The 25,715-nt window shown below is 32.9% G+C and carries 22 protein-coding genes and 1 riboswitch; of the genes, 13 read left to right on the top strand and 9 right to left on the bottom strand.

Annotated elements, in window-relative coordinates; genetic code table 11:
* Positions 1–5: 5 nt before the first annotated feature.
* Positions 6–1,835 (bottom strand): TonB-dependent receptor plug domain-containing protein, encoded by a 1,830-nt coding sequence (locus ACFQ0I_RS14730; protein WP_379943550.1) that lies wholly within the window; start codon positions 1,833–1,835, stop codon positions 6–8.
* 29 nt (positions 1,836–1,864) lie between these two features.
* A riboswitch (cobalamin riboswitch) is annotated at positions 1,865–2,148 on the bottom strand.
* A 207-nt stretch (positions 2,149–2,355) separates the two neighbouring features.
* On the opposite strand from ACFQ0I_RS14730, the gene ACFQ0I_RS14725 reads away from it, so the two are divergent.
* From ACFQ0I_RS14725 to ACFQ0I_RS14700, 6 genes are all read left to right on the top strand, one after another.
* A complete protein-coding gene (locus ACFQ0I_RS14725) occupies positions 2,356–3,504 on the top strand; it encodes an ABC transporter substrate-binding protein (protein ID WP_379943549.1) in 1,149 nt (382 codons plus the stop codon).
* On the top strand, positions 3,505–4,536 hold the full coding sequence (locus tag ACFQ0I_RS14720) for a FecCD family ABC transporter permease (RefSeq protein WP_379943547.1): 1,032 nt from the start codon (positions 3,505–3,507) through the stop codon (positions 4,534–4,536).
* A gap of 104 nt (positions 4,537–4,640) precedes the next feature.
* Positions 4,641–5,435 (top strand): ABC transporter ATP-binding protein, encoded by a 795-nt coding sequence (locus ACFQ0I_RS14715; RefSeq protein ID WP_379943545.1) that lies wholly within the window; start codon positions 4,641–4,643, stop codon positions 5,433–5,435.
* Positions 5,436–5,529: 94 nt separating this feature from the next.
* Positions 5,530–6,858, top strand: a complete 1,329-nt coding sequence (gene rmuC, locus ACFQ0I_RS14710) for a DNA recombination protein RmuC (protein WP_379943543.1) — start codon at positions 5,530–5,532, stop codon at positions 6,856–6,858.
* Between the two features lie 6 nt (positions 6,859–6,864).
* Positions 6,865–7,209 (top strand): 6-phosphogluconate dehydrogenase, encoded by a 345-nt coding sequence (locus ACFQ0I_RS14705; RefSeq protein ID WP_379943541.1) that lies wholly within the window; start codon positions 6,865–6,867, stop codon positions 7,207–7,209.
* A gap of 9 nt (positions 7,210–7,218) precedes the next feature.
* Positions 7,219–7,767 carry an acyl-CoA thioesterase gene (locus tag ACFQ0I_RS14700; RefSeq protein WP_379943539.1) on the top strand — a complete coding sequence of 183 codons (549 nt, stop codon included), beginning with the start codon at positions 7,219–7,221 and terminating at the stop codon, positions 7,765–7,767.
* A gap of 42 nt (positions 7,768–7,809) precedes the next feature.
* Here the strand turns inward: ACFQ0I_RS14700 and carB are convergent, their stop codons facing one another.
* Together carB and rpmH are read right to left on the bottom strand one after the other, a co-directional pair.
* Entirely contained in the window at positions 7,810–10,662 is a 2,853-nt protein-coding gene (gene carB, locus ACFQ0I_RS14695; protein ID WP_379943537.1) for a carbamoyl-phosphate synthase large subunit, read from the bottom strand.
* A gap of 112 nt (positions 10,663–10,774) precedes the next feature.
* Positions 10,775–10,936, bottom strand: coding sequence for a 50S ribosomal protein L34 (rpmH, locus tag ACFQ0I_RS14690; protein ID WP_076700048.1), 162 nt, complete (start codon positions 10,934–10,936; stop codon positions 10,775–10,777).
* A gap of 289 nt (positions 10,937–11,225) precedes the next feature.
* Between rpmH and ACFQ0I_RS14685 the strand changes: the two genes are divergently transcribed.
* Complete coding sequence (locus ACFQ0I_RS14685) at positions 11,226–11,801, top strand: DUF2892 domain-containing protein (RefSeq protein ID WP_379943535.1); 576 nt, start codon at positions 11,226–11,228, stop codon at positions 11,799–11,801.
* A 78-nt stretch (positions 11,802–11,879) separates the two neighbouring features.
* On the opposite strand, the gene ACFQ0I_RS14680 is transcribed toward ACFQ0I_RS14685, so the two are convergent.
* Both ACFQ0I_RS14680 and ACFQ0I_RS14675 read right to left on the bottom strand, forming a co-directional pair.
* A complete protein-coding gene (locus tag ACFQ0I_RS14680; protein ID WP_379943533.1) occupies positions 11,880–12,806 on the bottom strand; it encodes a lytic transglycosylase domain-containing protein in 927 nt (308 codons plus the stop codon).
* Between the two features lie 35 nt (positions 12,807–12,841).
* A complete protein-coding gene (locus ACFQ0I_RS14675) occupies positions 12,842–13,507 on the bottom strand; it encodes an alpha/beta fold hydrolase (protein WP_379943531.1) in 666 nt (221 codons plus the stop codon).
* A gap of 191 nt (positions 13,508–13,698) precedes the next feature.
* Here ACFQ0I_RS14675 and ACFQ0I_RS14670 point away from each other — a divergent pair, with 191 nt between their 5' ends.
* Positions 13,699–13,995, top strand: a complete 297-nt coding sequence (locus ACFQ0I_RS14670; RefSeq protein WP_379943529.1) for an N-acetyltransferase — start codon at positions 13,699–13,701, stop codon at positions 13,993–13,995.
* A 60-nt stretch (positions 13,996–14,055) separates the two neighbouring features.
* Here ACFQ0I_RS14670 and mtaB read toward each other — a convergent pair whose 3' ends face one another.
* Positions 14,056–15,387, bottom strand: coding sequence for a tRNA (N(6)-L-threonylcarbamoyladenosine(37)-C(2))-methylthiotransferase MtaB (gene mtaB / locus ACFQ0I_RS14665; RefSeq protein ID WP_379943528.1), 1,332 nt, complete (start codon positions 15,385–15,387; stop codon positions 14,056–14,058).
* 251 nt (positions 15,388–15,638) lie between these two features.
* On the opposite strand from mtaB, the gene ACFQ0I_RS14660 reads away from it, so the two are divergent.
* A complete protein-coding gene (locus ACFQ0I_RS14660) occupies positions 15,639–17,258 on the top strand; it encodes an ABC transporter substrate-binding protein (RefSeq protein ID WP_379943527.1) in 1,620 nt (539 codons plus the stop codon).
* On the opposite strand, the gene ACFQ0I_RS14655 is transcribed toward ACFQ0I_RS14660, so the two are convergent.
* The 3 genes from ACFQ0I_RS14655 to ACFQ0I_RS14645 all read right to left on the bottom strand — a co-directional run bounded on the left by ACFQ0I_RS14655 (position 17,255) and on the right by ACFQ0I_RS14645 (position 19,819).
* Positions 17,255–18,154 (bottom strand): TolB family protein, encoded by a 900-nt coding sequence (locus ACFQ0I_RS14655; protein ID WP_379943526.1) that lies wholly within the window; start codon positions 18,152–18,154, stop codon positions 17,255–17,257. The two genes, ACFQ0I_RS14660 and ACFQ0I_RS14655, sit on opposite strands and share 4 nt — an antisense overlap.
* Positions 18,155–18,242: 88 nt before the next feature.
* A complete protein-coding gene (locus ACFQ0I_RS14650) occupies positions 18,243–19,418 on the bottom strand; it encodes a GlmU family protein (RefSeq protein ID WP_379943524.1) in 1,176 nt (391 codons plus the stop codon).
* A gap of 149 nt (positions 19,419–19,567) precedes the next feature.
* Positions 19,568–19,819, bottom strand: coding sequence for a type B 50S ribosomal protein L31 (locus tag ACFQ0I_RS14645; protein WP_379943522.1), 252 nt, complete (start codon positions 19,817–19,819; stop codon positions 19,568–19,570).
* A gap of 214 nt (positions 19,820–20,033) precedes the next feature.
* On the opposite strand from ACFQ0I_RS14645, the gene ACFQ0I_RS14640 reads away from it, so the two are divergent.
* The 4 genes from ACFQ0I_RS14640 to ACFQ0I_RS14625 all read left to right on the top strand — a co-directional run bounded on the left by ACFQ0I_RS14640 (position 20,034) and on the right by ACFQ0I_RS14625 (position 25,447).
* Positions 20,034–20,564, top strand: coding sequence for a DUF4199 domain-containing protein (locus tag ACFQ0I_RS14640; protein WP_379943521.1), 531 nt, complete (start codon positions 20,034–20,036; stop codon positions 20,562–20,564).
* 40 nt (positions 20,565–20,604) lie between these two features.
* Complete coding sequence (locus ACFQ0I_RS14635) at positions 20,605–21,555, top strand: glycosyltransferase family 2 protein (RefSeq protein WP_379943519.1); 951 nt, start codon at positions 20,605–20,607, stop codon at positions 21,553–21,555.
* 250 nt (positions 21,556–21,805) lie between these two features.
* On the top strand, positions 21,806–23,536 hold the full coding sequence (locus ACFQ0I_RS14630) for a phospho-sugar mutase (protein ID WP_379943518.1): 1,731 nt from the start codon (positions 21,806–21,808) through the stop codon (positions 23,534–23,536).
* Between the two features lie 81 nt (positions 23,537–23,617).
* A complete protein-coding gene (locus tag ACFQ0I_RS14625; RefSeq protein ID WP_379943516.1) occupies positions 23,618–25,447 on the top strand; it encodes an ABC transporter ATP-binding protein in 1,830 nt (609 codons plus the stop codon).
* Positions 25,448–25,715: the final 268 nt, after the last annotated feature.

The following is a 25,715-nucleotide window of genomic DNA, read 5'->3' as shown; positions in this document are numbered from 1 at the left end:
ATAATTTAAAATTTAATAATTGTTTGTATTTGATAATTTCTATTTGGCATGGGTCGTAATGCCACGTTTTCGTAATAGGTATTGTATAGATTGTTTACTTTAAAATTAATTTCATAATTAACTTGGCCTTTTTCATTTAAGCTGTATCCCAGGCCAACATTGCCAACATTATAACCTGTAAGTGTACTACCTATAATGGATACTTCACCATTAAACAAATGTTGATAATACATGTTGAATTTTTTATAACCGTAAGCTAAATTCACATTTCCTTTATGAAATGGCACATAAATAAGTTGCTTTTTGGTTTCTAAATTTTCTGAAACTGTGTACGAATAATGCGCATTAAGATGAAGCTGATGCGCTTTTATTTTATAATAGGATTCCAACTCCAGTTCAGCGCCATAACTTTGGGATTCTGAAACATTTACAGGTGTCCAAAACCCGCTACTGTTTGGTTGCCATTGAATTAAATCTTCGGTATGTATATAATAACCATTTAGTTTAAAATTGAAGTGTTTATAATTAAATTGCTGACCAAAATCTACTTGATAGGACGATTCTGGTACCAAATCTAAATTTCCTCCAGGGTTCCAATACAAATCATTAAAGGTTGGCACGCGGTAATTTTTCGAACCATTAATTTGAATTTTATATACGTCGGTTACCTGATACGCAGCATCTAAAGAAAACACAAACGGACTTTCGAACCCCGATGTAAAATCTTTTCTAAGGTTTATACCATAATTCAATTTTTCGGTTGGTTTATGATTTAATAAGGCGGTTGTTGAAAAGGCGGTTCTTTTTGGGTCGCCAAAACTACTCCCCGAGCCTTCATAATTATTAAAATCTATAATAGTTTTAAATTGAAGTGTTTCAGATAATTCCACATTCAAACTATGGTTTAACAAGAAGGTATTTACTTTTCCGAAGCTATAATTATCGGTGTTTTTATTTTCGAAATATTTAAATTGCTCTTGAAGATGTCCCACTTTTAAACTAGAATTAAATCTGCCAGAAATGCGAACCCACTCTAGCATATTTCGGTAGTTTTCATCTTCGTATTTACTTCTCGCTGGAGCTACCAAGGTTCCAGAAAATTCTCTTTCGCCAATGTAACTCTGACTGTATAGTTTCAAAACATCCTTCTTAGAAATAAAATACCCAAGATTTACATTCATATTTAAGTTTTCGAAGGCACCATTTTCATTCACTTTATTGGTTCCTAAAAACTTATAATCATTTTCAGAATCTACGTAAAACAACCCGAAATTAACCGAATACAAATTGGTTCCGAAAGATGAGTTAAACCCGGTTTGCTTGGTATTAAAACTGCCATAAGATGCCTCAACAGTATTTTCAAAATGTGTATTAAAAGCCAATTTGTTATTTAAATGAATACTGCCACCAATGGCGCCACTACCATATTGCACACTGCCGCCACCGCTTCGAATGGAAATAGAATTGAAATTACTGGAGCTTATGGTATTAAAATCTGTTTGACCATTAAGTTGAGAATTGATATTAATACCATTCCAAATAACAGCAGTTTGTGAAGCATTTGTACCTCGAAACGATGGCGAAGACACCATACCATAGCCGTTTTCTTTAAAATACAAATTGCTGTTAAAAGCTAACAACGTTGTTAAGGATTTTGAATTTTGTTTTAAAACGGAATCATTTAAAACAGTCTGCTTCACTCCTGAAGCATATTTGATTAACTTACTATCGCTTAAAACAACCTCATCTAATACTTGAATAGAATCTGTTATAAATTGCGAAAAACCATGCAACCAAGTACTTGTAAATAGTAAAAATAAAATTAGTTTCTTCATAAATCTTGAGACCTTTTTCCCGAAAGTCGTATTAGATGATGAAAATGGTAGGTCTCCTGACTTGCGTCCTCATGTTGGTCTTCCCAAAGAATAAATCTTCAGTGACATTGAAGTTTAACATGAAGCTTTCTAGCTTACAGTTGCGGGTACAGCTCAAGAATGAAGAATAACGTTTCTATTTTAGATTTCAGAATTTTTACTCAAAATTCTTTAATCTTCAACGCCAATCTTTTCACTTGATTCCCTTTTAATCGACTCAATTTCTTAAACTTTTTAAGCAATTGATTGCCGAACCAAAATTCGATGTAAATGTAAATATTAACTTGATAACTGCAACTAAAAACTCACTTTTTCTTAGTTATTTTATAAATCAAATAAATAAATCCAATTAAAAAATGTGCAATTATTACGCCGGCTACTATATATATTGTTAAATTTGACCCGTCGCGCATTGTTAATATTTTGCGCAAAAGTAACATGCATTAAATCATCTAAAAATGACAATTGTCATCTTATATTAATGAAAATAAAACTCCTGCTTTTTTTTACAATAACAATTCTTTTTAGTTGTAAAAACGAATCAAAAAAACCAACAAATCCTAGCGAAAAAGGCACTCAGCTATCATTAAAATATGCTAATGGATTCTCTATCACAGACTATAAAACCTATAAGCTTTTAGAAATAAAAAATCCTTGGCCAAAAGCCGATAAAATTTATCGCTTTGCGCTTTTGAAAAAAAATTATGATGCCGAATTTTGGAGTAATGAACAAACCAATTTTGATGGTATCATCGAAATTCCAATCAAAAAAATTGTGGTTACCTCTACCACGCACATACCCGCTCTAGAGCTGTTAAATGAAGAACAAACATTAGTGGGTTTTCCAGGAACAGATTACATTTCTTTAGAAAAAACAAGAGCAAGAATAGATAAACATTTTGTTCGAGAATTAGGAAAAAATGAAGGAATTAATACCGAAGTATTGCTGGAAATTAAGCCCGATGTTGTAATTGCTTTTGGTATTGATGGCAACAATAAAACGTTTGAAACTATTAAAAAATCTGCTATTCCTGTAATTTATAACGGAGACTGGGTGGAACATTCGCCACTCGCTAAAGCAGAATGGATTAAATTTTTTGGTGCTTTATTTAATAAAGAAAAAGAAGCCGATTCTGTTTTTAATAGCATTGAAAAAAACTATCTGGAAGCTAAAACACTTGCTAAAAAAATTAAAAACCGTCCAACAATATTAAGCGGCGCCATGCATAACGATGTCTGGTTTTTACCTAATGGCACGAGTACAGAGGCTCAATTATTAAAAGATGCCAATACTAATTATTTATGGAGCGATTCTGAAGGTACCGGTAGCTTATCGCTAAATTTCGAATCGGTTTATATAAAAGCTAAAGATGCCGATATTTGGTTAAGTCCGTCAAACTACCCAAGTAAAGAAGCCCTAAAAAACAGTAGTTTACAACATACTATGTTTAAGGCATATCAAAATAACACGATTTATTCTTCAATAAACACCACAGGAAAAACAGGAGGCATTCTGTATTTTGAAATGGGAACTTCTAGACCCGATTTAGTTTTAAAAGATCTTATTAAAATTTGTCATCCAGAACTATTAAAAAATCATGATCTTTACTTTTTTAAACGATTAGATTAAGTGCCTAATTCAACCTCATATAATCTTTCATTTTTAATACTGTCTGCAGTATTAATACTCTGTTTTTTTACGAACATAAGTTTAGGTTCGGTTTATATTCCTTTAAAAGACGTGTTTTATTCTTTAATTGGGAGCGCTGGTGAACATGAAACCTGGCAACATATTATTCAAAATTACAGATTACCAAAAGCCTTTACCGCTATTTTAGTCGGCTCTGGTTTGGGTATTTCTGGCCTTTTAATGCAAACCTTATTTAGAAACCCATTAGCAGGACCTTTCGTATTAGGTATTAGTTCGGGGGCTAGTTTAGGTGTGGCGCTTATTATTCTGGGTTCTTCAGTTTTTGGGGGTGTGTTTGCAACTTTTTTAATATCAAAATGGAGTATCGTAATAGCTGCAAGCGCAGGAAGTTTTCTGGTCCTGCTAGCTGTTTTAATGGTGTCTATAAAAGTTAGAGATACTATGGCTATTCTTATTATCGGTCTTATGTTTGCCAGTATTACCGCAGCCATTGTTAGTGTACTGTCGTATTTTGGCTCTGCACAACAATTACAAGAATACATTTTTTGGGGTTTTGGCAGCTTAGGGAATTTATCTTGGGAAGAATTATTTATATTTTTTATAATTTACAGCTTTGGTATTGTAATTAGTTTGGCATCGGTTAAATCGTTAAACACATTACTATTAGGAGAAAATTATGCTAAAAGCTTGGGCTTAAATATTAACAGAAGTCGCCTTGCAATAATTATAGCTACAAGTTTATTAGCTGGCACCATTACCGCATTCGCTGGCCCTATTGCCTTTATTGGTTTAGCTATACCGCATTTAACACGACAAGTTTTTAATACTTCCAATCATAAAATATTATTACCGGCTGTATTTCTTTTTGGTTCTATAGTCATGCTTATTTGCGATAGTATAGCACAAGTTCCTAATAGCGACTATACCTTACCAATTAATGCGATAACCTCGTTAGTAGGTGCACCAGTAGTTATTTGGTTATTAGTAAGAAAACGTAAAATGGTGTTTTAGATTAGACATGTTAGATTGTTAGATTGTTAGATTGTTAGATTGTTAGATTGTTAGATTGTTAGATTGTTAGATTGTTAGATTGTTAGATAAAAGTTAAGAAATTAGTGGACGAAAAAAACCAACATATCATATTAAAAACCGAAGATTTATCAATCGGATATAAATCAAAAAAAGAGCAAACTATTGTAGCTTCCAATATTAATATTGAACTACACAGAGGCGAATTAGTTGGTTTAGTTGGAGGAAATGGTATAGGAAAATCGACACTTTTAAGAACCATTACCAATGTGCAACCCGCTTTAGGAGGAGCTATTTACATTAACAACAAGCCTATAAAAAAATATCCAGCGTTAGACCTAGCCAAAGTTTTGAGTTTGGTTTTAACCGAGCAGATGATGTCTAAAAACTTATCGGTTTTTGAATTGGTGGCTTTGGGCAGACAACCCTATACTAACTGGGTTGGAAATTTATCTAAAAATGACATCACCACCATTAATAAGGCTTTAGCGCAAACCAATATTGAAGCATTAAAAAACAAAAGGTGTTACGAATTAAGTGATGGTCAATTACAAAAAGTAATGATTGCAAGAGCCTTAGCACAAGATACCGATCTTATTATTCTAGACGAGCCAACCACGCATCTCGATATGTATCATAAAGCATATATTCTAAAATTGCTTCAAAAATTAGCTATAGAAACTAACAAAACCATTTTGTTCTCTTCTCACGAAATAGATTTAGCCATTCAACTCTGCGACTCTTTAATAGTCATGTCGAAAGAAAAAGTTGTTTACGACACACCGTGTAATCTCATTAAAAACGGCACATTTGAATCGTTATTTCCAAAAGATTTAATAGCATTTGATGAGAAAACAGGAAGTTTTAGGGTGAAAAAATAAATAACAAATAAAATTTTTAAAATTAAAAAAACTTCTAGCTTCCGCTTGCGCTCGTACATCTAAAAAATTTATCTTTGGGTAAATTCTGTTTTTAATGAACGACAATCTAATCCTTATTTTCGCCATTTTAGTCTCTGGAAGCATTGGCGCCTACATTGGCATGACCATTACCAAACTAAAAAGCAAAAGTCAACAAAGCACCCTAGAGGAACGTCAAAATCAAATGCAATTCACCATTGATGAATTAAAACAAAATGTCGATAAGATTGAAAAAGAACGTGAAGATATTCGTCGCGAAAAGGAATTTTTGAATTCCGAATTAACCAGAAAAAATACCGAATACGAAAATCTTCAGCAGCTAAATTTAAAACGTGACAAAGAACTGGAAGAACGTCAAGAACAACTACGGAAAGATTTCGAATTATTGGCTACCAGAATTTTAGATGAGAAATCAGAAAAATTCACGCTTCAGAATAAAGAAAATATCAAAAATATTTTAAATCCGCTTCAAGAAAAAATAAAAACCTTCGAAGAAAAAGTAGATTTAACCCAAAAGGAAAGCATTAGCATGCATTCAGCTTTGAAAGAGCAATTATTGGGGTTAAAAGATCTTAACCAACAAATGACCAAAGAAGCTACCAACCTTACTCGTGCTTTAAAAGGCGATAGCAAAATGCAAGGAAATTGGGGTGAATTGGTTTTAGAACGCGTATTAGAAAAATCTGGTTTAGAAAAAGACAGAGAATATTTTGTACAACAAAGTTTCACTTTAGAGAATGGTTCGCGTGTGTTGCCCGATGTTGTCTTGCATCTTCCCGATGGTAAAAAAATGGTGATAGATTCAAAAGTGTCGTTAACAGATTATGAACGTTTAGTGAATGCCGATGACGACGATAAAGCAAAATATTTAAAAGCACATGTTAACTCGGTTAAAAAACATGTTGATCAGCTTTCAGAAAAAAATTATCAAGATTTATACGATATAGAATCACCAGACTTTGTACTCATGTTTATCCCTATCGAACCCGCTTTTGCCGTGGTAGTAAACGATGATAATAGCATTTACAACAAAGCTTTCGAAAAAAATATTGTTATTGTTACACCATCCACACTTTTAGCAACTTTGCGAACCATTGATAGTATGTGGACGAATGAAAAACAACAACAAAACGCCATTGAAATTGCACGACAAGCCGGAGCACTATATGACAAATTTGAAGGCTTAGTATCTGATCTCACAGGTGTTGGCAAAAAAATTGACGCTGCCAAAAGCGATTATTCGGCAGCCATGAATAAATTAGTTGAAGGTAAAGGGAATTTAATTTCGAGCGTAGAAAGACTTAAAAAAATGGGAGCTAAAGCAAAAAAAGCCCTTCCGGAAGCTATATTAAAACGCGCAGACGACGATTCAGATGAAATTTAATAAATTATGAAACTATTAATTAAAATAAGTTTAATTACAGCACTAATTTTTATAGGAGTCTTTTGTTTTTTCTATTTTGCACATTACAGCGAAGGCGTTCGAGCCGGAGAACTGGTAAAATTTAGCCGTAAAGGCGTACTGATAAAAACCTGGGAAGGAGAAATAAGTCAGGGAATATCTGAAGCGCAAACCTTTGTTTTTTCAGTTGAAGACCAAGAAAAACAGGTTATTAAAGACTTAAATGAGTTTCAAGGTAAAATGGTAAAACTCCATTATTTTGAACGATACAAAAATTTATTTTGGTTGGGAGACACCAAATATTTTATAACAAAAGTTGAAGTACAACACTAATTATGCATTATGTTTAAAACTACCGAAGAATCTCAAATTACGATTTCACAATTAATGTTGCCGTCTAATTCTAATTTTAGCGGAAAAATTCATGGAGGCTTTATATTGAGTATGATGGACCAAATTGCGTTCGCCTGTGCCTCGAAACATTCAAGAAATTACTGTGTTACCGCTTCGGTAAACAAGGTCGATTTTTTAAACCCCATTGAGGTTGGTGAACTTGTAACACTTAAGGCATCTATTAATTATACCGGAAAAACTTCTATGGTAATTGGTGTGCGAATCGAATCTGAAAACATTCAAACAGGAGAGAAAAAACATTGTAATTCATCGTATTTTACCATGGTTGCTAAAGATGAAAACGGAAAAAATGTTCGCGTACCAGGTATTATTTTAGACACTCCAGACAAAGTTCGAAGATTTGCAAGAAGTATCGCAAGACAAGAACAAGCTAAAAATAGAACAACGGCTTTCCGTAAATCTGAATTTAAAATGGAATTGTATATAGACTCCTTAAAAGGGCAAAATGTTAAAATGGCGTTACCAGATACTATCTAAAAACAAAGCATAAAAAAAGGCCGCTATTTGCGGCCATTTTTTTTACTTATTAAGGTACATTTTTCGTCTTGAGTATAACTCGTAGAACTCATCGTCCTTTAAACTATCTATAAATAAGATACTTTCTCCAGTACTTTTCATTTCTGGTCCCAATTTCTTATTCACGTTATGGAACTTATTAAATGAGAACACAGGTTGTTTAATTGCGTATCCTTTTAATTGTGGGTTGAATTTAAAGTCTTTCACTTTTTTCTCACCCAACATAACTTTAGTTGCATAGTTTACATAAGGTTCACCATAGGCTTTTGCGATAAATGGTACGGTTCGCGAAGCTCTCGGGTTAGCTTCTATTATGTAAACAATATCATCCTTTATAGCAAACTGGATATTTATCAAGCCTACTGTTTTTAAAGCTAAAGCAATTTTCTTAGTATGATCTTTAATTTGTTGCATTACCAAATCACCTAAATTAAATGGTGGTAACATAGCATTACTATCACCAGAATGGATTCCACATGGTTCGATATGTTCCATAATTCCAATGATATACACATCTTCCCCGTCGCAAATCGCATCAGCTTCAGCTTCTATGGCTCCTTCTAAATAATGGTCTAGTAGCAATTGATTCCCTGGCATCTGGCTTAATAAATCTACCACATGCTTTTCAAGGTCTGGTTTGTTAATTACAATCTTCATCCCTTGTCCTCCTAATACATAAGAAGGTCTAACAAGAATTGGGAAATCAAGTACATCAGCAATGGCAGAAGCTTCATCGGCCGTTGTTGCAATATCAAATTGTGGGTAAGGAATATTATTCTCTTTCAATAAGTTAGAGAAATGCCCTCTATCTTCAGCTAAATCTAAAGATTCAAAACTAGTTCCTATAATTTTAACGCCCCATTTGGTTAATTTTTCGGCTAGTTTTAAAGCGGTTTGCCCACCTAATTGAACAATAACACCTTCTGGTTTTTCATGCTTAATGATGTCGTAAATATGTTCCCAGAACACTGGTTCGAAATATAATTTGTCCGCAGTGTCGAAATCGGTAGAAACCGTTTCTGGATTACAGTTAATCATGATGGTTTCGTAACCACATTCTGCAGCTGCTAAAACACCGTGAACACAGCAGTAATCAAACTCAATACCTTGTCCAATTCGGTTTGGACCCGAACCAAGAACTATAATTTTTCTTTTATCTGATACAACACTTTCATTGTCTGCATAACGTTTTCCGTCTGCAGTTTCCATATCACTTTCAAAAGTTGAATAATAATATGGTGTTTTTGCTTTAAATTCGGCAGCACAAGTATCAACTAACTTGTACACACGATTCACGCCAAATTCTTCTCGTTTATTATACACCTGACTTTCCAAACATTTAAGCATGTGCGCTATTTGTCTGTCGCCATATCCTTTTTGTTTCGCTTCTAGTAATAAATCCTTTTGGATCGTATCAATAGTGTAAGTGGAAATTTCTTTTTGTAGTAAAAACAATTCTTCATATTGCTTTAAAAACCACATATCAATTTTCGTGATTTCATGAATTCTACTTAACGGAATTCCCATCGCGATGGCATCATAAATGATAAACACACGATCCCAAGAAGCGTAAGTAAGTTTTTCAATAATTTGATCGTAATTTTTATTTTCTTTACCATCTGCACCTAGCCCATTTCGCTTAATTTCAAGAGATTGCGTAGCTTTATGAAGTGCTTCTTGAAACGAACGACCAATTCCCATTACCTCACCTACCGATTTCATTTGAATGCCTAAAGTTCTATCGGAGCCTTCAAATTTATCGAAATTCCAACGTGGTATTTTAACAATTACGTAATCAAGAGTAGGTTCAAATAAAGCCGACGTTGATTTTGTAATTTGATTTTGTAATTCATCTAAATGATAACCAAGTGCTAGTTTTGCAGCAATTTTAGCAATAGGGTAACCCGTTGCTTTACTTGCTAAGGCCGAAGATCTTGATACACGCGGATTGATTTCTATCGCAATTATATCTTCGTTTTCGTCTGGACTTACGGCGAATTGTACGTTACAACCTCCAGCAAAATCACCAATACTACGCATCATATGTATTGCCATATCACGCATTTTTTGGTAAGTTTTGTCACTTAAAGTCATTGCTGGTGCAACCGTAATAGAATCTCCAGTATGGATTCCCATAGGGTCCATATTTTCTATAGAACAGATAATTACCACATTATCATTAGAATCACGAAGTAATTCAAGTTCATATTCCTTCCATCCCAATAATGCTTTATCAATCATTACTTCATGGATAGGAGAAATCTCTAAACCACGTGTTAGTAATTCATCAAATTGCTCTTCACTATGAACAAATGAAGCACCCGCACCCCCTAAGGTAAACGATGCTCTAATAACTAACGGAAAACCAAACTCTTGGGCGATTTCTTTCCCTTTTAAATAGGAAGTTGCTGTAGCTTGAGGCGCCATAGGAATTCCTATTTTAAGCATCAGCTCTCTAAACTGCTCTCTATCTTCAGTAATATTTATGGCAGCGATATCTACACCAATAATATCTACATTAAAATCTTTCCAAATTCCTTTTTCGTCTGCTTCAATACATAAATTTAATGCGGTTTGTCCTCCCATAGTTGGTAAAACGGCATCAATTTGCGGATGTTCTTTAAGAATTTTAATTATAGACTTTGTGTTAAGTGGCAACAAGTAAACATGATCTGCCATAGAAGGGTCGGTCATGATAGTTGCTGGGTTCGAATTAATTAAAATTGTTTCAATTCCATCTTCTCGTAATGATCGTAAAGCTTGTGTTCCTGAGTAATCAAATTCGCACGCTTGCCCTATTACAATAGGCCCTGAACCAATAATTAGAATGGATTTAAGTTTTGGATTTTTCGGCATTTTTACTGTTTAAATAGTGTTTTATAATTAGTTACAAAAGTAGTAATTCGTAGATATAAAAAAAGGTGTTACACTTAAGTAACACCTTTTTTATATCAACAATTGTTAATCATTATTTTTTATGTCTTGCTTCAGATGATACAGACAATTTTTTTCTTCCTTTAGCTCTTCTACGAGCAAGTACTTTTCTTCCATTAGCAGAAGCCATTCTTTCTCTAAAACCGTGTTTGTTTCTTCTCTTTCTTTTTGATGGCTGAAATGTTCTTTTACTCATTATCTTATATCTTTAAAATCTGAATTGTACTTTTTTTATTTATTTTTTGGTTTCCCCAAAACTGAGCGCAAATATACAAAGAGTTTTTACTTTGACAAATGTTATTTTAAAAATATTTTAATAATTTTTTTTCAACCAATTTACAGGGTAAACCCTTCATAAAATTGGAATATTCGCCTCCTTTTTGTTAAATATCTTTTCCTTTAATTTAATAAAAATTTAGTTTCTTTGCAGTCTATTTAGGACTAAACATCAATATTGGTGTTATTCAACATTCAAATAATTAAAAATGTACAATAAAATCATTAAACTAATTATAGCTGCGGGCATCATCGCTTTTGCCATTTATCAGTTCACTGAAGGCAATATTGGTAATGGTATCATGTTTATACTATTATCTTTAATATTTATATTTCTTTACTTTAAAAACGAATTTATTTTATTGGCCTTTTTAAGGTTACGTAAACAAGATTTTGAAGGAGCTAAAAAATGGTTAGATAAAATTAGAAACCCAGAATCTGCCTTGGTTAGAAAGCAACAAGGGTATTATAACTATCTGCACGGTTTAATGGTTTCGCAAACGAATATGAATGAAGCTGAAAAATATTTTAAAAAAGCCGTAACCTTAGGATTATCTATGGATCATGATTTAGCTATGGCCAAATTAAATTTATCTGGCATCGCTTTTTCTAAACGAAGAAAAATTGAGGCTGAAAAACTTCTTCAAGAAGCACAAAAATTGGATAAACAAGGAATGCTTACCGATCAAATAAAAATGATGAAGGAAAACATGAAACGCTCTCAAATGCCTAATCAACATTTTGGTGCTGGAGGTTCTTTAAGAGCTCAAAAAAGAAGAGGATAAGCTCACTTAATAAAATTTAAAAAAGCCCTGTTTAACAAAATTGTTAACAGGGCTTTTTTATTTATAAAAAGAAATATGTTATTGTGTTACGTAATAGCCTTTTTCGGGAATTTCTATGGTATAACTCTTTCCTGATCTATTATTAAGTTTTGGTTCCCTTAACCAAGGGTTATGGATTTTTAATATTTTATAATTGATACCATATTCTTCGGCAAACTTTGTAAAATCATGGATTTCAGTTTTAACTTCCACTTTATAAGTTGGAACATTGTTATACAAGTCCTTCTCTCTAAAGTTAAAACCGTACTTAGCAGGATTCGTTAAAATTTCTTTTAACGCCACTATTCTAAAAATATATCTACCTGTTTCTTCACCCAATAACAAATCGTAATAATTTTTTACATTTTGTTCTCTTAAATATCTCGAAATTCCAGCATTTCCAGCGTTGTAAGCTGCTGCTGCCAAGGTCCAGGAGCCTAATTCTTCTTTCGATTTTAATAAATATTTGCACGCCACCTCTGTAGATTTCTCTAAATGATAACGTTCATCTACATTGTCATTTACTTCTAATCCATTTTCTCTACCTGTAGCCGGCATAATTTGCCAAATGCCACGCGCTCCCGCTGGAGAGACTGCATTGGTTAAACCACTTTCTATTACAGCTAAATATTTAAAATCTTCAGGAATACCATGCTTCGCTAAAATGGGTTCTATAATCGGGAAATATTTTTTGGCACGCTTAAACATTAGCAAACCATTTGATTGCCAATACGTATTAACCAATAATTCCTTATCCATCCGTTCCAATATATCTGGACTCTTAAGCGGCATGGGTTCGCCCGCAAAATCTAAATAACTTGGCACCTGAAGTGCGTAAACGTTGTAATCGTTTATAAGCTTCTTTTCAAAATTCTCATCGGTAGGCGCATCTTGAAGCGCATAAATAAATAAGGCACACAAACTTAATAACCCCACCAACGCCAATAATTTCTGTATAATCTTCATTTTTAATAAGTTTTATTTAAAGGTAAATATTTTGTTTAGTTTTCTAAAATAATCCTTGGTAAATTTTCGTTAAACCACTTATACTTGGTAATAATCATAATGTGCGTTCCTCCTTTAATCATTCTGCAATTAGTAATGTTTTTTATTGGAAATACCACATCTTTATTACCATGTATATGAACCATATTTTGAGGATAAACTTCCTGACTCCAACATACCATTTGTTTTAGGGCCCAACTTAAATAAATACTATCATTTACAGATAGATACTTCTTGTAAAGCTCTAAGCGCTTTTTTATGGTGCTGCCAAACGCGTATTTAGATAATTGTTCTATGTGACTTACCCATTGCATAGGCACCAATTTATATGCCAATGTTGTTCTAGCGAATAACATTTTTTTCGGTAATTCGTTCATGGATTTTACACTCGATACAATTATAATTTTTCTCACCTTAATATGTTTACTCATTTCTTGCACCAAAACACCTCCAAACGAAACCCCAATCAATACCACATTATCATGATTTATAAACGTAGTCATTCGTAACGCATAGGCATCGAGTGCCTCGTCTTTAAGCGGTAAAATCCATTCTAAATAATGAATTTGGAACTGACTTTCGGGTAATCTTATATATTCGAATATTTTAGAACTGGCAGCCATTCCTGGCATGAAATAAACATGTATTAAGTTATCCTTCATTTCTAAACAGTTTCTAAATTATTATTTATCATTAGCGTAATTTAACCTTAATATTCTAAAGGTTTATTTTATAAGGGATTAACCAATTTTTTACTTTTTAGTGACAATTATTTTACGTAAATTTGTGAATCTAAATTATTTGATAGTGCTCACTATTTTAAAGAATCCTAAGAATTAAAAAAACACTCACCATGATTGATGCTGCAGAATTAATAGACAATGATTTTTTACGTCAGTATGAACTTAAAATTGACGACCACTTAGCTAAAATAGAATACTCATTACAAGAACGAAAGATTTTTTTAACAAAACTTGTTATTCCTGATGAAATAAATGCTGAAGGATTTAGCAAAGAGTTTCTATCGGCTGTTTTCGCGCAAATTGAAGAGCGTAATTTAAGTATTGTACCAACAAGTCCGGAAATTGCAAAATTTGTTAGAAGTAACCGAAAATACAAGCGCATGCTTCCTGTTGGATTAAGAATCTGATAGTGACAAAGAATTATTATAAAAAAAATCCGAAGTTATTAGCTTCGGATTTTTTTATGCCTAAACAGCAAGTTGCTTTATAAACTCAATCCTTACCAAGCCATCACCATCAATTTTAGTTAATTCAACTTCGTGTAACGTGTTTACTAATTCTGGATTCCACGGTGTTTTAACCTTTACATAATTTTCAGTAAATCCATTTATATATCCTTCTTTATTTTCACTTTCAAATAACACCGTACGTGTTGTTCCTAATTGACTTTCGTAAAACGCACGACGTTTTTTAACCGATAAACCACGTAACATTTTACTGCGCTTGTTTCTCACATTCATAGGTATTACCCCATCCATACCGACCGCTTCTGTATTATCACGCTCAGAATAACTAAACACATGTAAATACGAAATGTCTAATTCGTTTAAAAAGTTATAGGTTTCCAGAAAATGTTCATCCGTTTCATCTGGAAATCCAACTATAACATCAACACCAATGCAGGCATGAGGCATCACTTCTTTTATTTTTGAAACTCGGTCTACATACAATTCACGCATGTAACGACGTTTCATAAGTTTTAGAATTTCGTTACTTCCAGATTGTAATGGTATATGAAAATGTGGCACAAAAGCTCTTGATTTTGAAACCACATCAATTGTTTCGTTTTTCAATAAGTTGGGCTCAATGGAAGAAATTCGTAAACGTTCTATACCTTCTACCTTGTCTAATTCGGTTACTAAATCTAAAAAGGTATGTTCATGTTTTTTATTCCCGAATTCTCCTTTACCATAATCCCCAATATTCACTCCTGTTAATACAATTTCTTTTATATTTTGAGCCGAAATTTCTCTAGCATTGCTTAAGACATTTTCCATGGTGTCGCTTCGCGAAATACCTCGTGCTAACGGAATGGTGCAGTAAGTACATTTGTAATCGCATCCATCCTGTACTTTTAAAAACGCACGGGTTCTATCGCCAATAGAATAACTACCCACATAAAAATCGGCCTCTTCGATTTCGCAAGAGTGCACTTCACCAAAATCATTTTTAGAAAGATCGTTTAAATAATCGGTAATTTTAAATTTTTCGGTAGCGCCTAAAACCAAATCAACTCCTTCTACATCAGCTAATTCTTGTGGTTTTAATTGTGCATAACATCCAACAGCGGCCAAAAACGCCTTAGGATTCGATTTTTGTGCTTGTTTTACAATGCTTTTGAAACGCTTGTCTGCATTTTCAGTTACCGAACAGGTGTTTATAACATAAATATCGGCCGTTTCAGAAAAATCTACACGATCAAACCCTTCATCTGTAAAACTTCTTGCTATTGTTGAAGTTTCAGAAAAATTCAGTTTACAACCTAATGTATAAAACGCTACTTTTTTACGAGAATTCATTTTTATATTTAAAAGAGTGCAAAGATAATAAAAAAAGAGCGTTTCTAATAGAAACACTCTTTTACTGTAAAAACCAAAACCAGTTATGATTTTAATAGATTTGGGAAATAAAATTGATTGTGTTGCAAAAAATCTTATTACTCTTATGACACAGTACTTTTTAAAAAGTCACATTTTTATACTTTAAGCAAAATAAATTATACCAATTAGAAAATAAAAACTTTATTTTTGAAACTTATTAAGCGATCTAAATGCACGTAATAACACATAGAAATAGTTTTAAATATTTCATTCTTCTCATCATTCTAACATTTACTTTTTCTTGCAACAAGAAAAAAGAAAAAATTAATTCTGCCGCTGTTTTTAGATACAACGAGCATAAAAATATTGGATCTCTGGATCCTGCATTCTCTAAAGATATAGCAGATATATGGGCAACAAACCAGTTGTTCAATGGCTTGGTACAAATGGATGAAAATTTAAACGTTTATCCTTGTATTGCTAAACGCTGGGACATTTCTGAAGACGCTCTTAATTACTCATTTGTAATACGAAACGATGTCTACTTCCATAAAGACGTTTTATTTGGAAAAGATTCTACTAGAACGGTAACTGCGTACGACTTTGAATATAGTTTAAACCGATTGTTAGATAAACAAATTGCATCTCCTGGTAGTTGGGTTTTAGGTAAAGTTGAAAAATTTAAAGCGATAAACGACACCGTATTTCAAATTACATTAAAACAACCGTTCCCAGCTTTTTTAGGGTTGTTAACTATGAAATACTGCTCTGTTGTACCAAAAGAAATTGTTGAACATTACGGAAGCGAATTTCGTTCGCACCCCATAGGCACTGGTCCTTTTAAGTTTAAACGCTGGGAAGAAAACATCAAATTGGTATTTAGAAAAAATGAAGCTTATTTTGAAAAAGACGACAAAGGCAATGCATTACCTTATTTAGAAGCCGTTTCGGTTACGTTTTTACCCGATAAACAAAGTGAATTTTTACAATTTGCACAGGGAAATATTGATTTTGTTTCTGGCTTAGACGCCTCTTATAAAGATGAAATATTAACCGCCGATGGGAAACTGAGAACTTTATATGAGAACGATGTGAATATGATTCGTGGTGCGTATTTAAACACCGAATATCTCGCATTTTATCTGGATTCTAATGTGTCTGAAATTCAATCTGAACTCATAAGAAAAGCTGTAAATTATGGCTTTGACAGAAAAAAAATGATGATTTATCTGCGAAATGGCGTTGGAATTCCAGCACACGGAGGCTTTATTCCAAAAGGATTACCCGGATATAAAGATTCTATAGGTTTTACATATCAACCAGAAAAAGCGAAACAATTAATTTCCCAATTCAAAAAAGAAACAGGAAATAAAAATCCAAAAATTGCTATTACAACCACCGGTAATTACCTGAGTTTTTGCGAATATATTCAACGTGAACTACAAAAAATCGGACTATCAGTAACTATTGATGTGATTCCGGCTGCAACTTTAAAAGATGCCAAAGCTAATGGTAAACTGGACATGTTTAGAGCAAGTTGGGTTGCCGATTACCCTGATGCCGAAAATTATTTATCGCTTTTTTATAGCAAGAATTTCGCTCCTAACGGCCCTAATTATGCCCATTTCAAGGATAAACAATTTGACCTGCTTTACGAGGAAGCCTTCACAATAACCGACACAAAAAAACGGGAACAACTTTACACCAAAATGGATAGTTTAATAATGCAAAAAGCGCCTGTTGTAGTGATGTTTTATGATGAAGTTATACGTTTTACACGAAAAAACGTGAGTGGTTTAGGTATTAATCCGATTAATTTATTGGAGTTAAAAAAAGTAAAAAAACACTAATTACTGGTAAAATAATAAATATCATCATCGCCCTTACCCTCATCTCTTTTTGAAGAAAAGAATCCCGTTTTATTTACTGAATCGATTACCAAACAAAAATCATCTTTATTGCTATTAATAGGTTCGGGCATTTTTTCGGCTTTTTCAAAAGTACCTTCTTTATTAATTTTACTTCTGTAAATGTCGAATCCTCCAAATCCATTCGGCCTGTTTGAAGCAAAATACAAGGTATTATCGTCTGCTATGTACGGAAACATTTCTCGACTATAAGAATTCACTTTGCTTCCTAAATTTTTTGGTTCACTAAATGTGTTATTACCCAAAATATCGACCTTAAATATATCAGAACCTCCTTTTGTTGTTTCTTTTCCACCTCTAATATTCGATATAAAATACAAGGTTTTGCCATCTTTACTAATAGCAGGATGGGCATAAGAATATTTAGGATTACAAAACGATAAGGTTTTAAAGTTTGTCCAACCCACATCGCTTTTAAACTCCCCTACTTTTAACTGAAAATTATCTTCACTAATATCATTTTCATTTAAAATGGTGGTAACATACAGTTGGTTTCCGCTTGGTGATAAGGTTGCAGAAGTAATATAAGTTATTTTTTCGTCGGGGTCGATTTCAATATGTTTCAAATTTTGAATAATACCACCATCAATAATTTCAGCTTCAAAAATTGTTAATATTGGGTTTCCCTGAAACCGTTTTAACCGATCTCTTTTATCTAACAAATACGATGTGTAAAGAATTTTAGAATTATTAATCAACATCAAGCCAAAATGCGGATATTCTGTATTCATCTCCAGATTCCTTACCGTATATTTTTCGGTTTGTGAAAACCCAAAAAAACAAATCAGAAATGATAAATACACGAGAGACTTAGACATAAAAAAAACAATTTGTTGTAATCAAATATAACAATTTGTTTTTAAAATATATTGATAATGAATATACTACGCGTATTTACACGACGAATTACTGCCTGCGGTATTTTTTAGTTTCTTCGAAAACATGCTCTAATATGGCTTTATCTTCATCGGAAAAGGCAATGTTTCGTCTCGACATTACCACTTCGGCAACTTCAAACGCTTTTTTTGTTAAATAAGTTGTAAAACCATTACTTCCACCCCAACTAAAGCTAGGTATAAAATTTCTTGGATAACCACTCCCAAAAATATTGGCACTTACGCCTACAACCGTTCCTGTATTAAACATAGTATTAATACCGCATTTGCTATGATCGCCCATCATGAGTCCGCAAAACTGCAAACCTGTTTTTGCAAAACCTTCGGTTTCGTAATCCCATAGTCTAACTTCAGCATAATTATTTTTTAAATTGGAAACATTCGTATCTGCGCCTAAGTTACACCATTCACCTAAAACAGAATTTCCTAAAAAGCCATCATGCCCTTTATTTGAAAACCCGAAAATAACAGAATTATTTACCTCTCCACCCACTTTACTATATGGCCCAACTGTTGTAGGTCCGTAAATTTTGGTTCCTAATTTTAATGCTGCCGATTCGCATAACGCCAAAGGACCACGCACGAGAGATCCTTCCATAATTTCAGAATTCTTTCCAATATAAATCGGTCCACCACTGGCATTCAGCGTTGCAAATTCTACAATGGCACCTTCTTCAATAAAAATATTCTCAGCAGCAATAACATTATTGCTAGACGGAATTGGTTTAGAAGCTCTTCCATTTGTGATAGCATTAAAATCTTCTTGAATGGCTTCCCCATTTTTAGAGAAAATATCCCAAGTATGTTCAATTTTTATTACTTCTTCATTAAATTCAATAGCTTCATAAGTATCGAAATTTACAGGTTCTTGTGTATCTTTTATAAAAAATGCGATTACGTCTTCATCCTTAAAAATAGCCTGATTTTCTTGTAAATTTTTAACCATTTCCACCAATTCTAAATTTGGTAAATAGGAGGCATTTATCATAATGTTCTCATCCATTTCAACCATAGGGTACTTATCAGACAAATAATCTTCAGTAACTGTGGTTGTAGTAGAATCTAAATACATTTCCCATTTTTCGCGAATGGTTAAAATACCAACTCTTATATCGGCAACAGGTCTTGTGAAAGTAAATGGCAAAAGATTATTACGTGATGGACCATCAAATAGAATGTAGTTCATACAAAAGTTATAAGTTGTAAGTTATAAGTTATAAGTTGTTTACTCAAATTATAACTTTAGTGTTAATCATACCAAAAGTAGGATAATTGCACAAAATAAAAAAGCCTTCGATATAAATATGAAGGCTTTCTATAAAAGTAATACTAGGTTTATTTACTAAACTTAGCGTATTTGGTTTTAAATTTATCAATACGACCAGCAGTATCAACTAATTTAGATTTACCAGTATAATATGGATGTGATGTTCTAGAAATCTCCATTTTTACAAGTGGATATTCAACACCATCTACTTCTAAAGTTTCACTAGTAGCTGCAGTCGATTTAGTTAAAAACACATCTTCATTAGACATATCTTTAAATGCTACAATTCTGTAATTTGCTGGATGTATATCTTTTTTCATCTTAAATATTTTATTCTTTTTCTTCAAGCAATTACAACATTGTATATAATGTATTGCCTAAAGCTTTTTTTATTCTTTTCAATTTTCGAAGTGCAAAAATAAGCATTTTTTACAATTTTACAATACTTTTTTATAATTTTTATTTATAAGTAAAATGTAACGATTTAGTATCTTTGAATACTAACTTTGTAACTAACACAATTATTATATTAAAATGGAAAAATCTTTAAAATCAATCGCAACTAATTACGGACTTTATTTAGGCCTTTTATTGGCACTTCTTACAGTTATTTCATACGCTGTAAATTTAGAATTATTAACCAATATGTGGTATGGCATTTTTATTTTAATTGCCGTTATAGTGGTAGGAATAATTTCGGTTGCAAAATTAAAACAAGCTCAAGAAGGTTTTGCCAGTTTTAAGGAAGCTTTTTCTGCTTATTTTATTACTATTATTATTGGCTTAGTAATAAGCACATTTGTTTCTTACCTATTATTTAATTTTATTGATACGGATGCGGCAGACTTATTAAAAGAAAAAACCATTGAAAAAACGGTTCAAATGATGGAGAATTTTAATGCTCCGAGCGAAGCAATTGCAGAAGCTGTCGAAGGAATTGAAGCCCAAAACCAATGGTCTATTGGCAATATTCTAAAAGGCTTAGCCGGTTATGCCGTGTTTTTTAGTGTTATCGGCTTAATAGTTGCCGCTGCCATGAAAAAAAGTAAGCCCGACACCGAATAAATTCTGTATTTTTGAAGCATAACTTTTTGAAAGCTTTTAAATGAACATATCAGTAGTCATACCACTACTTAACGAACAAGACTCTTTAACAGAATTACATGATTGGATTGCAAAAGTTATGCAATCCAATCAATTTTCATACGAAATCATTTTTATTGATGATGGCAGTACCGATGATTCCTGGAAAATTATTTCAGAATTATCTGCAAAAAACAAAAGCGTAAAAGGCATTCGATTTTTAAAGAATTTTGGAAAATCGCAAGCGCTTCATGCAGGTTTTGAAAAAGCTTCTGGCGATGTCATAATAACCATGGATGCCGATTTACAGGATAGCCCAGACGAAATTCCCGAGCTATATAATATGATTATCACAGAAGGATACGATTTAGTATCTGGATGGAAAAAGAAACGCTACGACTCGGTTATTTCTAAAAATTTACCTTCAAAATTATTTAATTGGGCTGCTAGAAAAACATCGGGCGTTAAATTAAACGATTTTAATTGCGGACTAAAAGCATACAGCTTAGAAGTTGTAAAAAATATTGATGTTAACGGCGAAATGCATCGGTATATTCCAGTTTTAGCAAAAAACGCTGGTTTTTCGAAAATTACCGAAAAAGTCGTGCAACATCAAGCCAGAAAATATGGCGTTACTAAATTTGGCATGAACCGGTTTGTTCATGGGTTTTTAGACCTTATAACCATTTGGTTTCTATCACATTTTGGCAAACGCCCCATGCACTTATTTGGTGCATTAGGGTTTATTATGTTCGCTATCGGGTTCGCTTTTGCAGTTTACTTAGGTATCGATAAATTATTTTTAAACCCCACCGGCCGCCTAATAACAGAACGTCCACAGTTTTATTTATCACTTTCAACCATGATTATTGGCACACAATTTTTTGTGGCCGGCTTTTTAGGCGAAATTATATTACGAACAAAACAAGACAAAAAACGTTATTCTGTTAAAAACGAATTAAATTTAGAATAATTTTAAGGGCGTTACCTATATCCTGAAAAAAGTTCAGGATACAGGTCGGGTTTTCCGCTATATCTTTTGGTTTAAAAAAACCAAAAGGATGCCGCTTCAACCCCTAACGCAAAATCCATATTCAATTAAAATGTATATTTTCAATAAAAAAATCGATTTTAAACCACAATATTTCAATTCAAATTAGTAACTTTTTCAAAATTTTTCTTTCATTTTTAATTACTTTTGAACCATATATTTTTTACACATTATGATACACATCGAGCCAAAAATTTTAGACCGAATCAACACCTGGTTAACCCCAACTTTTGACGAAGAAACGCAAGAAATTATAAAAAACAGCATTGCGCACAATCCTAAAGACATTCAAGAAAGTTTTTATAAGGACTTAGAATTTGGCACAGGAGGTATGCGCGGTATTATGGGAGTGGGTACTAACCGTATAAATAAATATACTTTAGGAAAAAGTACTCAAGGATTAAGTAATTATTTGCATAAATCATTTCCTAACGAAACTCCAAAAGCCGTAATAGCTTACGATTGTAGAAATAATAGTAAATCCCTTGCAAAAGTGGTGGCCGATGTATTTTCAGCTAATGGCATTCAAGTTTATTTATTTGAAGATTTACGCCCTACGCCAGAATTATCTTTTGCTGTAAAACATTTAAATTGTCATTGTGGTATTGTATTAACCGCATCTCACAATCCGCCAGAATATAATGGCTATAAAGTGTATTGGCAAGATGGTGGCCAATTAGTACCACCACAAGACGGCGAAATCATCAACGTTATTGATAATTTAAAATATTCTGATATAAAGTTCGAACCAAACAACGCTTTAATTGAATATATTGGGAAAGAAGTTGATGAAGCTTTTATAACCCAATCGGTTAAAAATGCCAGTTTTAATACTTCAAAAGAAGCTAAAGACAATTTAACTATAGTATTTACCTCGTTACACGGAACCTCAATAACAGCAGTTCCTGAAACGCTAAAACGTGCCGGATTTAAAAACGTTCATATTGTAAAAGAACAAGAAGTACCCGATGGTAATTTCCCAACGGTAGCATCTCCAAACCCAGAAGAACCAGCGGCCTTAAAAATGGCTTTAGAATTGGCCGAAAAAGTTAATGCCGATATTGTTATTGGAACCGATCCAGATTGCGACCGTTTAGGTGTGGCCGTTAGAAATTCAGACAACGAATTACAACTACTTAACGGAAATCAAACCATGTTAATGATGACCGATTTCTTGTTAAAACAATGGAAAGCGGCTGGAAAAATTAAAGGAAAAGAATTCATAGCATCAACCATCGTATCTACGCCAATGCTCAATAAACTGGCAGATTCTTACGGTGTTGAAAGCAAAATTGTACTTACCGGATTTAAATGGATTGCGAAACTTATTAAAGATTTTAAAGATTTAGATTTTATTGGTGGTGGCGAAGAAAGTTTCGGATTTATGGTGGGCGATTTTGTTCGCGATAAAGATGCCGTCACCTCAACCTTACTAGCTTGCGAAATTGCTGCACTTGCTAAAGGCAACGGAAGTTCATTTTATGAAGAACTTGTAAAACTATATGTTGAACATGGTTTTTATAAAGAAAAATTAGTGTCGCTTACTAAAAAAGGTATTGAAGGTGCTCAAGAAATTACGCAAATGATGATTGATGCTCGCGAAAATCCACTTAAAGTAGTGAATGGTTCAAAAGTTTTAAAAATTGAAGATTACGATTTATCAATTTCAAAAAACATACAAACCGGAAAAGAAACTAAAATTGATATTCCGAAATCGAACGTTATCATATACTATTTAGAAGATGGCAGTCAAGTAGCTTTAAGACCTAGTGGAACGGAGCCAAAAATAAAATTCTATGTGAGTGTTAATACCAAACTAAATTCTGCAGCCGAATTAAAACAAACCGAAGCTCTACTAGACGCTAAAGCAGAAGCTATTTTAAAAGACATGAAATTAATATAATAACACCTATCTTTGCAAAAAAATTACATGCTTTTATGGTTGCCATAAAAGCATGTTTTATAAACAGACAAATCTAATTTAATGAATCAATTTGTAAATATCTTAAAGTATGCAAAGCCTTATAAACGGTATGCTTTAGGACACATTATATCTAACATATTGTATGCCCTTTTTGGCGCCTTATCTTTTGTGGCCTTAATACCTATGTTAGATATTTTATTCGAGCAAAAAGACAAAACACAAATAATAACAAAACCTGTTTATCAAGGTATTGCACACTTAAACAGTTTTTACAAAGATTATTTATCGTATCAGGTAAATCTATATGCAGACAACGACCCACAAAAGGCACTATTATATGTTGTTAGCTTAATAATCATTTTATTTCTTCTAAAAAACATATTTGGCTATATGGCAAATTACTGGATGGTGTTTTTAAGAAATGGTGTGGTGCGAGATTTACGTAACAAGGTTTATAAAAAAACTATAGAACTACCTCTCTCTTACTTTTCTGAACAGAAAAAAGGAGATATTATGTCGCGTGTAACAAACGATGTCACCACACTTCAATACTCCATGCTACCGGTTTTAGAACTGATTGCAAGAGAACCGCTAACCATCATATTTACAGTAATTATGATGCTTATCATTAGTGTAAAATTAACCTTATTCGTGTTTATATTTATTCCGTTATCGGGTGTAATTATTTCAAGAATAGGTAAAAGTCTTAAAAGAAAATCAGATCGTGTTCAAACAGAACAAGGAGCCATATTATCTATTTTAGAAGAAACCTTAACAGGCTTACGCATTATAAAAGGTTTTAATGCAGAAGAGAAATTCGATAATAAATTCAAAGAATCTTCAAAACGTTCGTATCATTTTTCAAATAAATTATTCAATCGTCAAAATTTAGCAACACCAGCCAGCGAATTTTTAGGCATATTGGTCATTTCCATTTTACTCTGGTACGGCGGACAATTAGTGCTTGTAGATAAATCGCTTGATGGTAGTTCGTTTATTGCATACATGGGGCTAGCCTATAATATTATGGTGCCCGCAAAAGCCATTGCACGCGGACTTTATAATATTAAACAAGGTAACGCTGCTGCGGAAAGAATACAAGAGATTATCGACAGTCCTAACCCATTAAAAGACAAACCAAATGCGATTGTTAAAACAGGTTTTGATTCTGAAATCGTATTTGAAGATATCTCGTTTAAATATCAACAAGAATATGTACTTAAAAACTTTTCACTTACCATTCCTAAAGGAAAAACAGTGGCTTTGGTTGGGCAATCTGGCAGTGGAAAATCGACCATAGCCAATTTAATTACGCGTTTTTATGATGTAAATGAAGGCCGTATTTTAATTGATAATTTAGACATTCGCGATTTAGCAACCAAATCATTACGCAATCAATTAGGCATTGTAACCCAAGATGCTATTCTTTTTAACGACAGCATTAAAAACAATTTGAAACTGGGGAATGATAATGCCAGCGACGAAGAAATAATTGAAGCATTAAAAGTGGCCAATGCCTGGGAGTTTGTAAAAGATTTACCAAATGGCATTGAAACCAATATTGGCGACTCTGGAAACAAATTGTCTGGCGGACAAAAACAACGCTTAAGTATTGCTCGAGCGGTTCTAAAAAATCCACCTATTATGGTGCTAGACGAGGCTACTTCGGCTTTAGATACCGAAAGCGAACGTTTGGTGCAAATAGCCTTAGAAAACATGATGAAAAACAGAACATCAATTGTTATAGCTCACAGACTTTCTACCATTCAGAATGCCGACGAAATAATCGTTTTAAACAAAGGCGAAATTGTAGAACAAGGAAAACACACACAGCTTATCGCAGCAAATGGTGTTTATAAAAAACTTGTAGATATGCAGAGTTTCGAATAGTAATTGCTAACTATACAAAATAAAAAAGGATAGAGATTTGGGCTTCTATCCTTTTTTTTATCCATTGTTAGACTTGGGGACGACTAACAACATAAGTAGGTTTATGAAGCAAACTTAAAACAAAAAAACATGTCTAACAAGAAAAATTGCATTTAATCGTATTAATGATGCATTTCATCGATTTTAATATTTATACACCGCTGTAACTCAATACATTAATTTTTTGATGAAAAACACATAATACGCATTAAACTTTTTGTAATTTATA

It is taken from the genome of Mariniflexile aquimaris (assembly GCF_042676825.1).
In the GTDB taxonomy this organism is placed as follows: Bacteria; Bacteroidota; Bacteroidia; order Flavobacteriales; family Flavobacteriaceae; genus Mariniflexile; species Mariniflexile aquimaris.
This window is presented reverse-complemented; position numbering and strand designations above follow the sequence as displayed.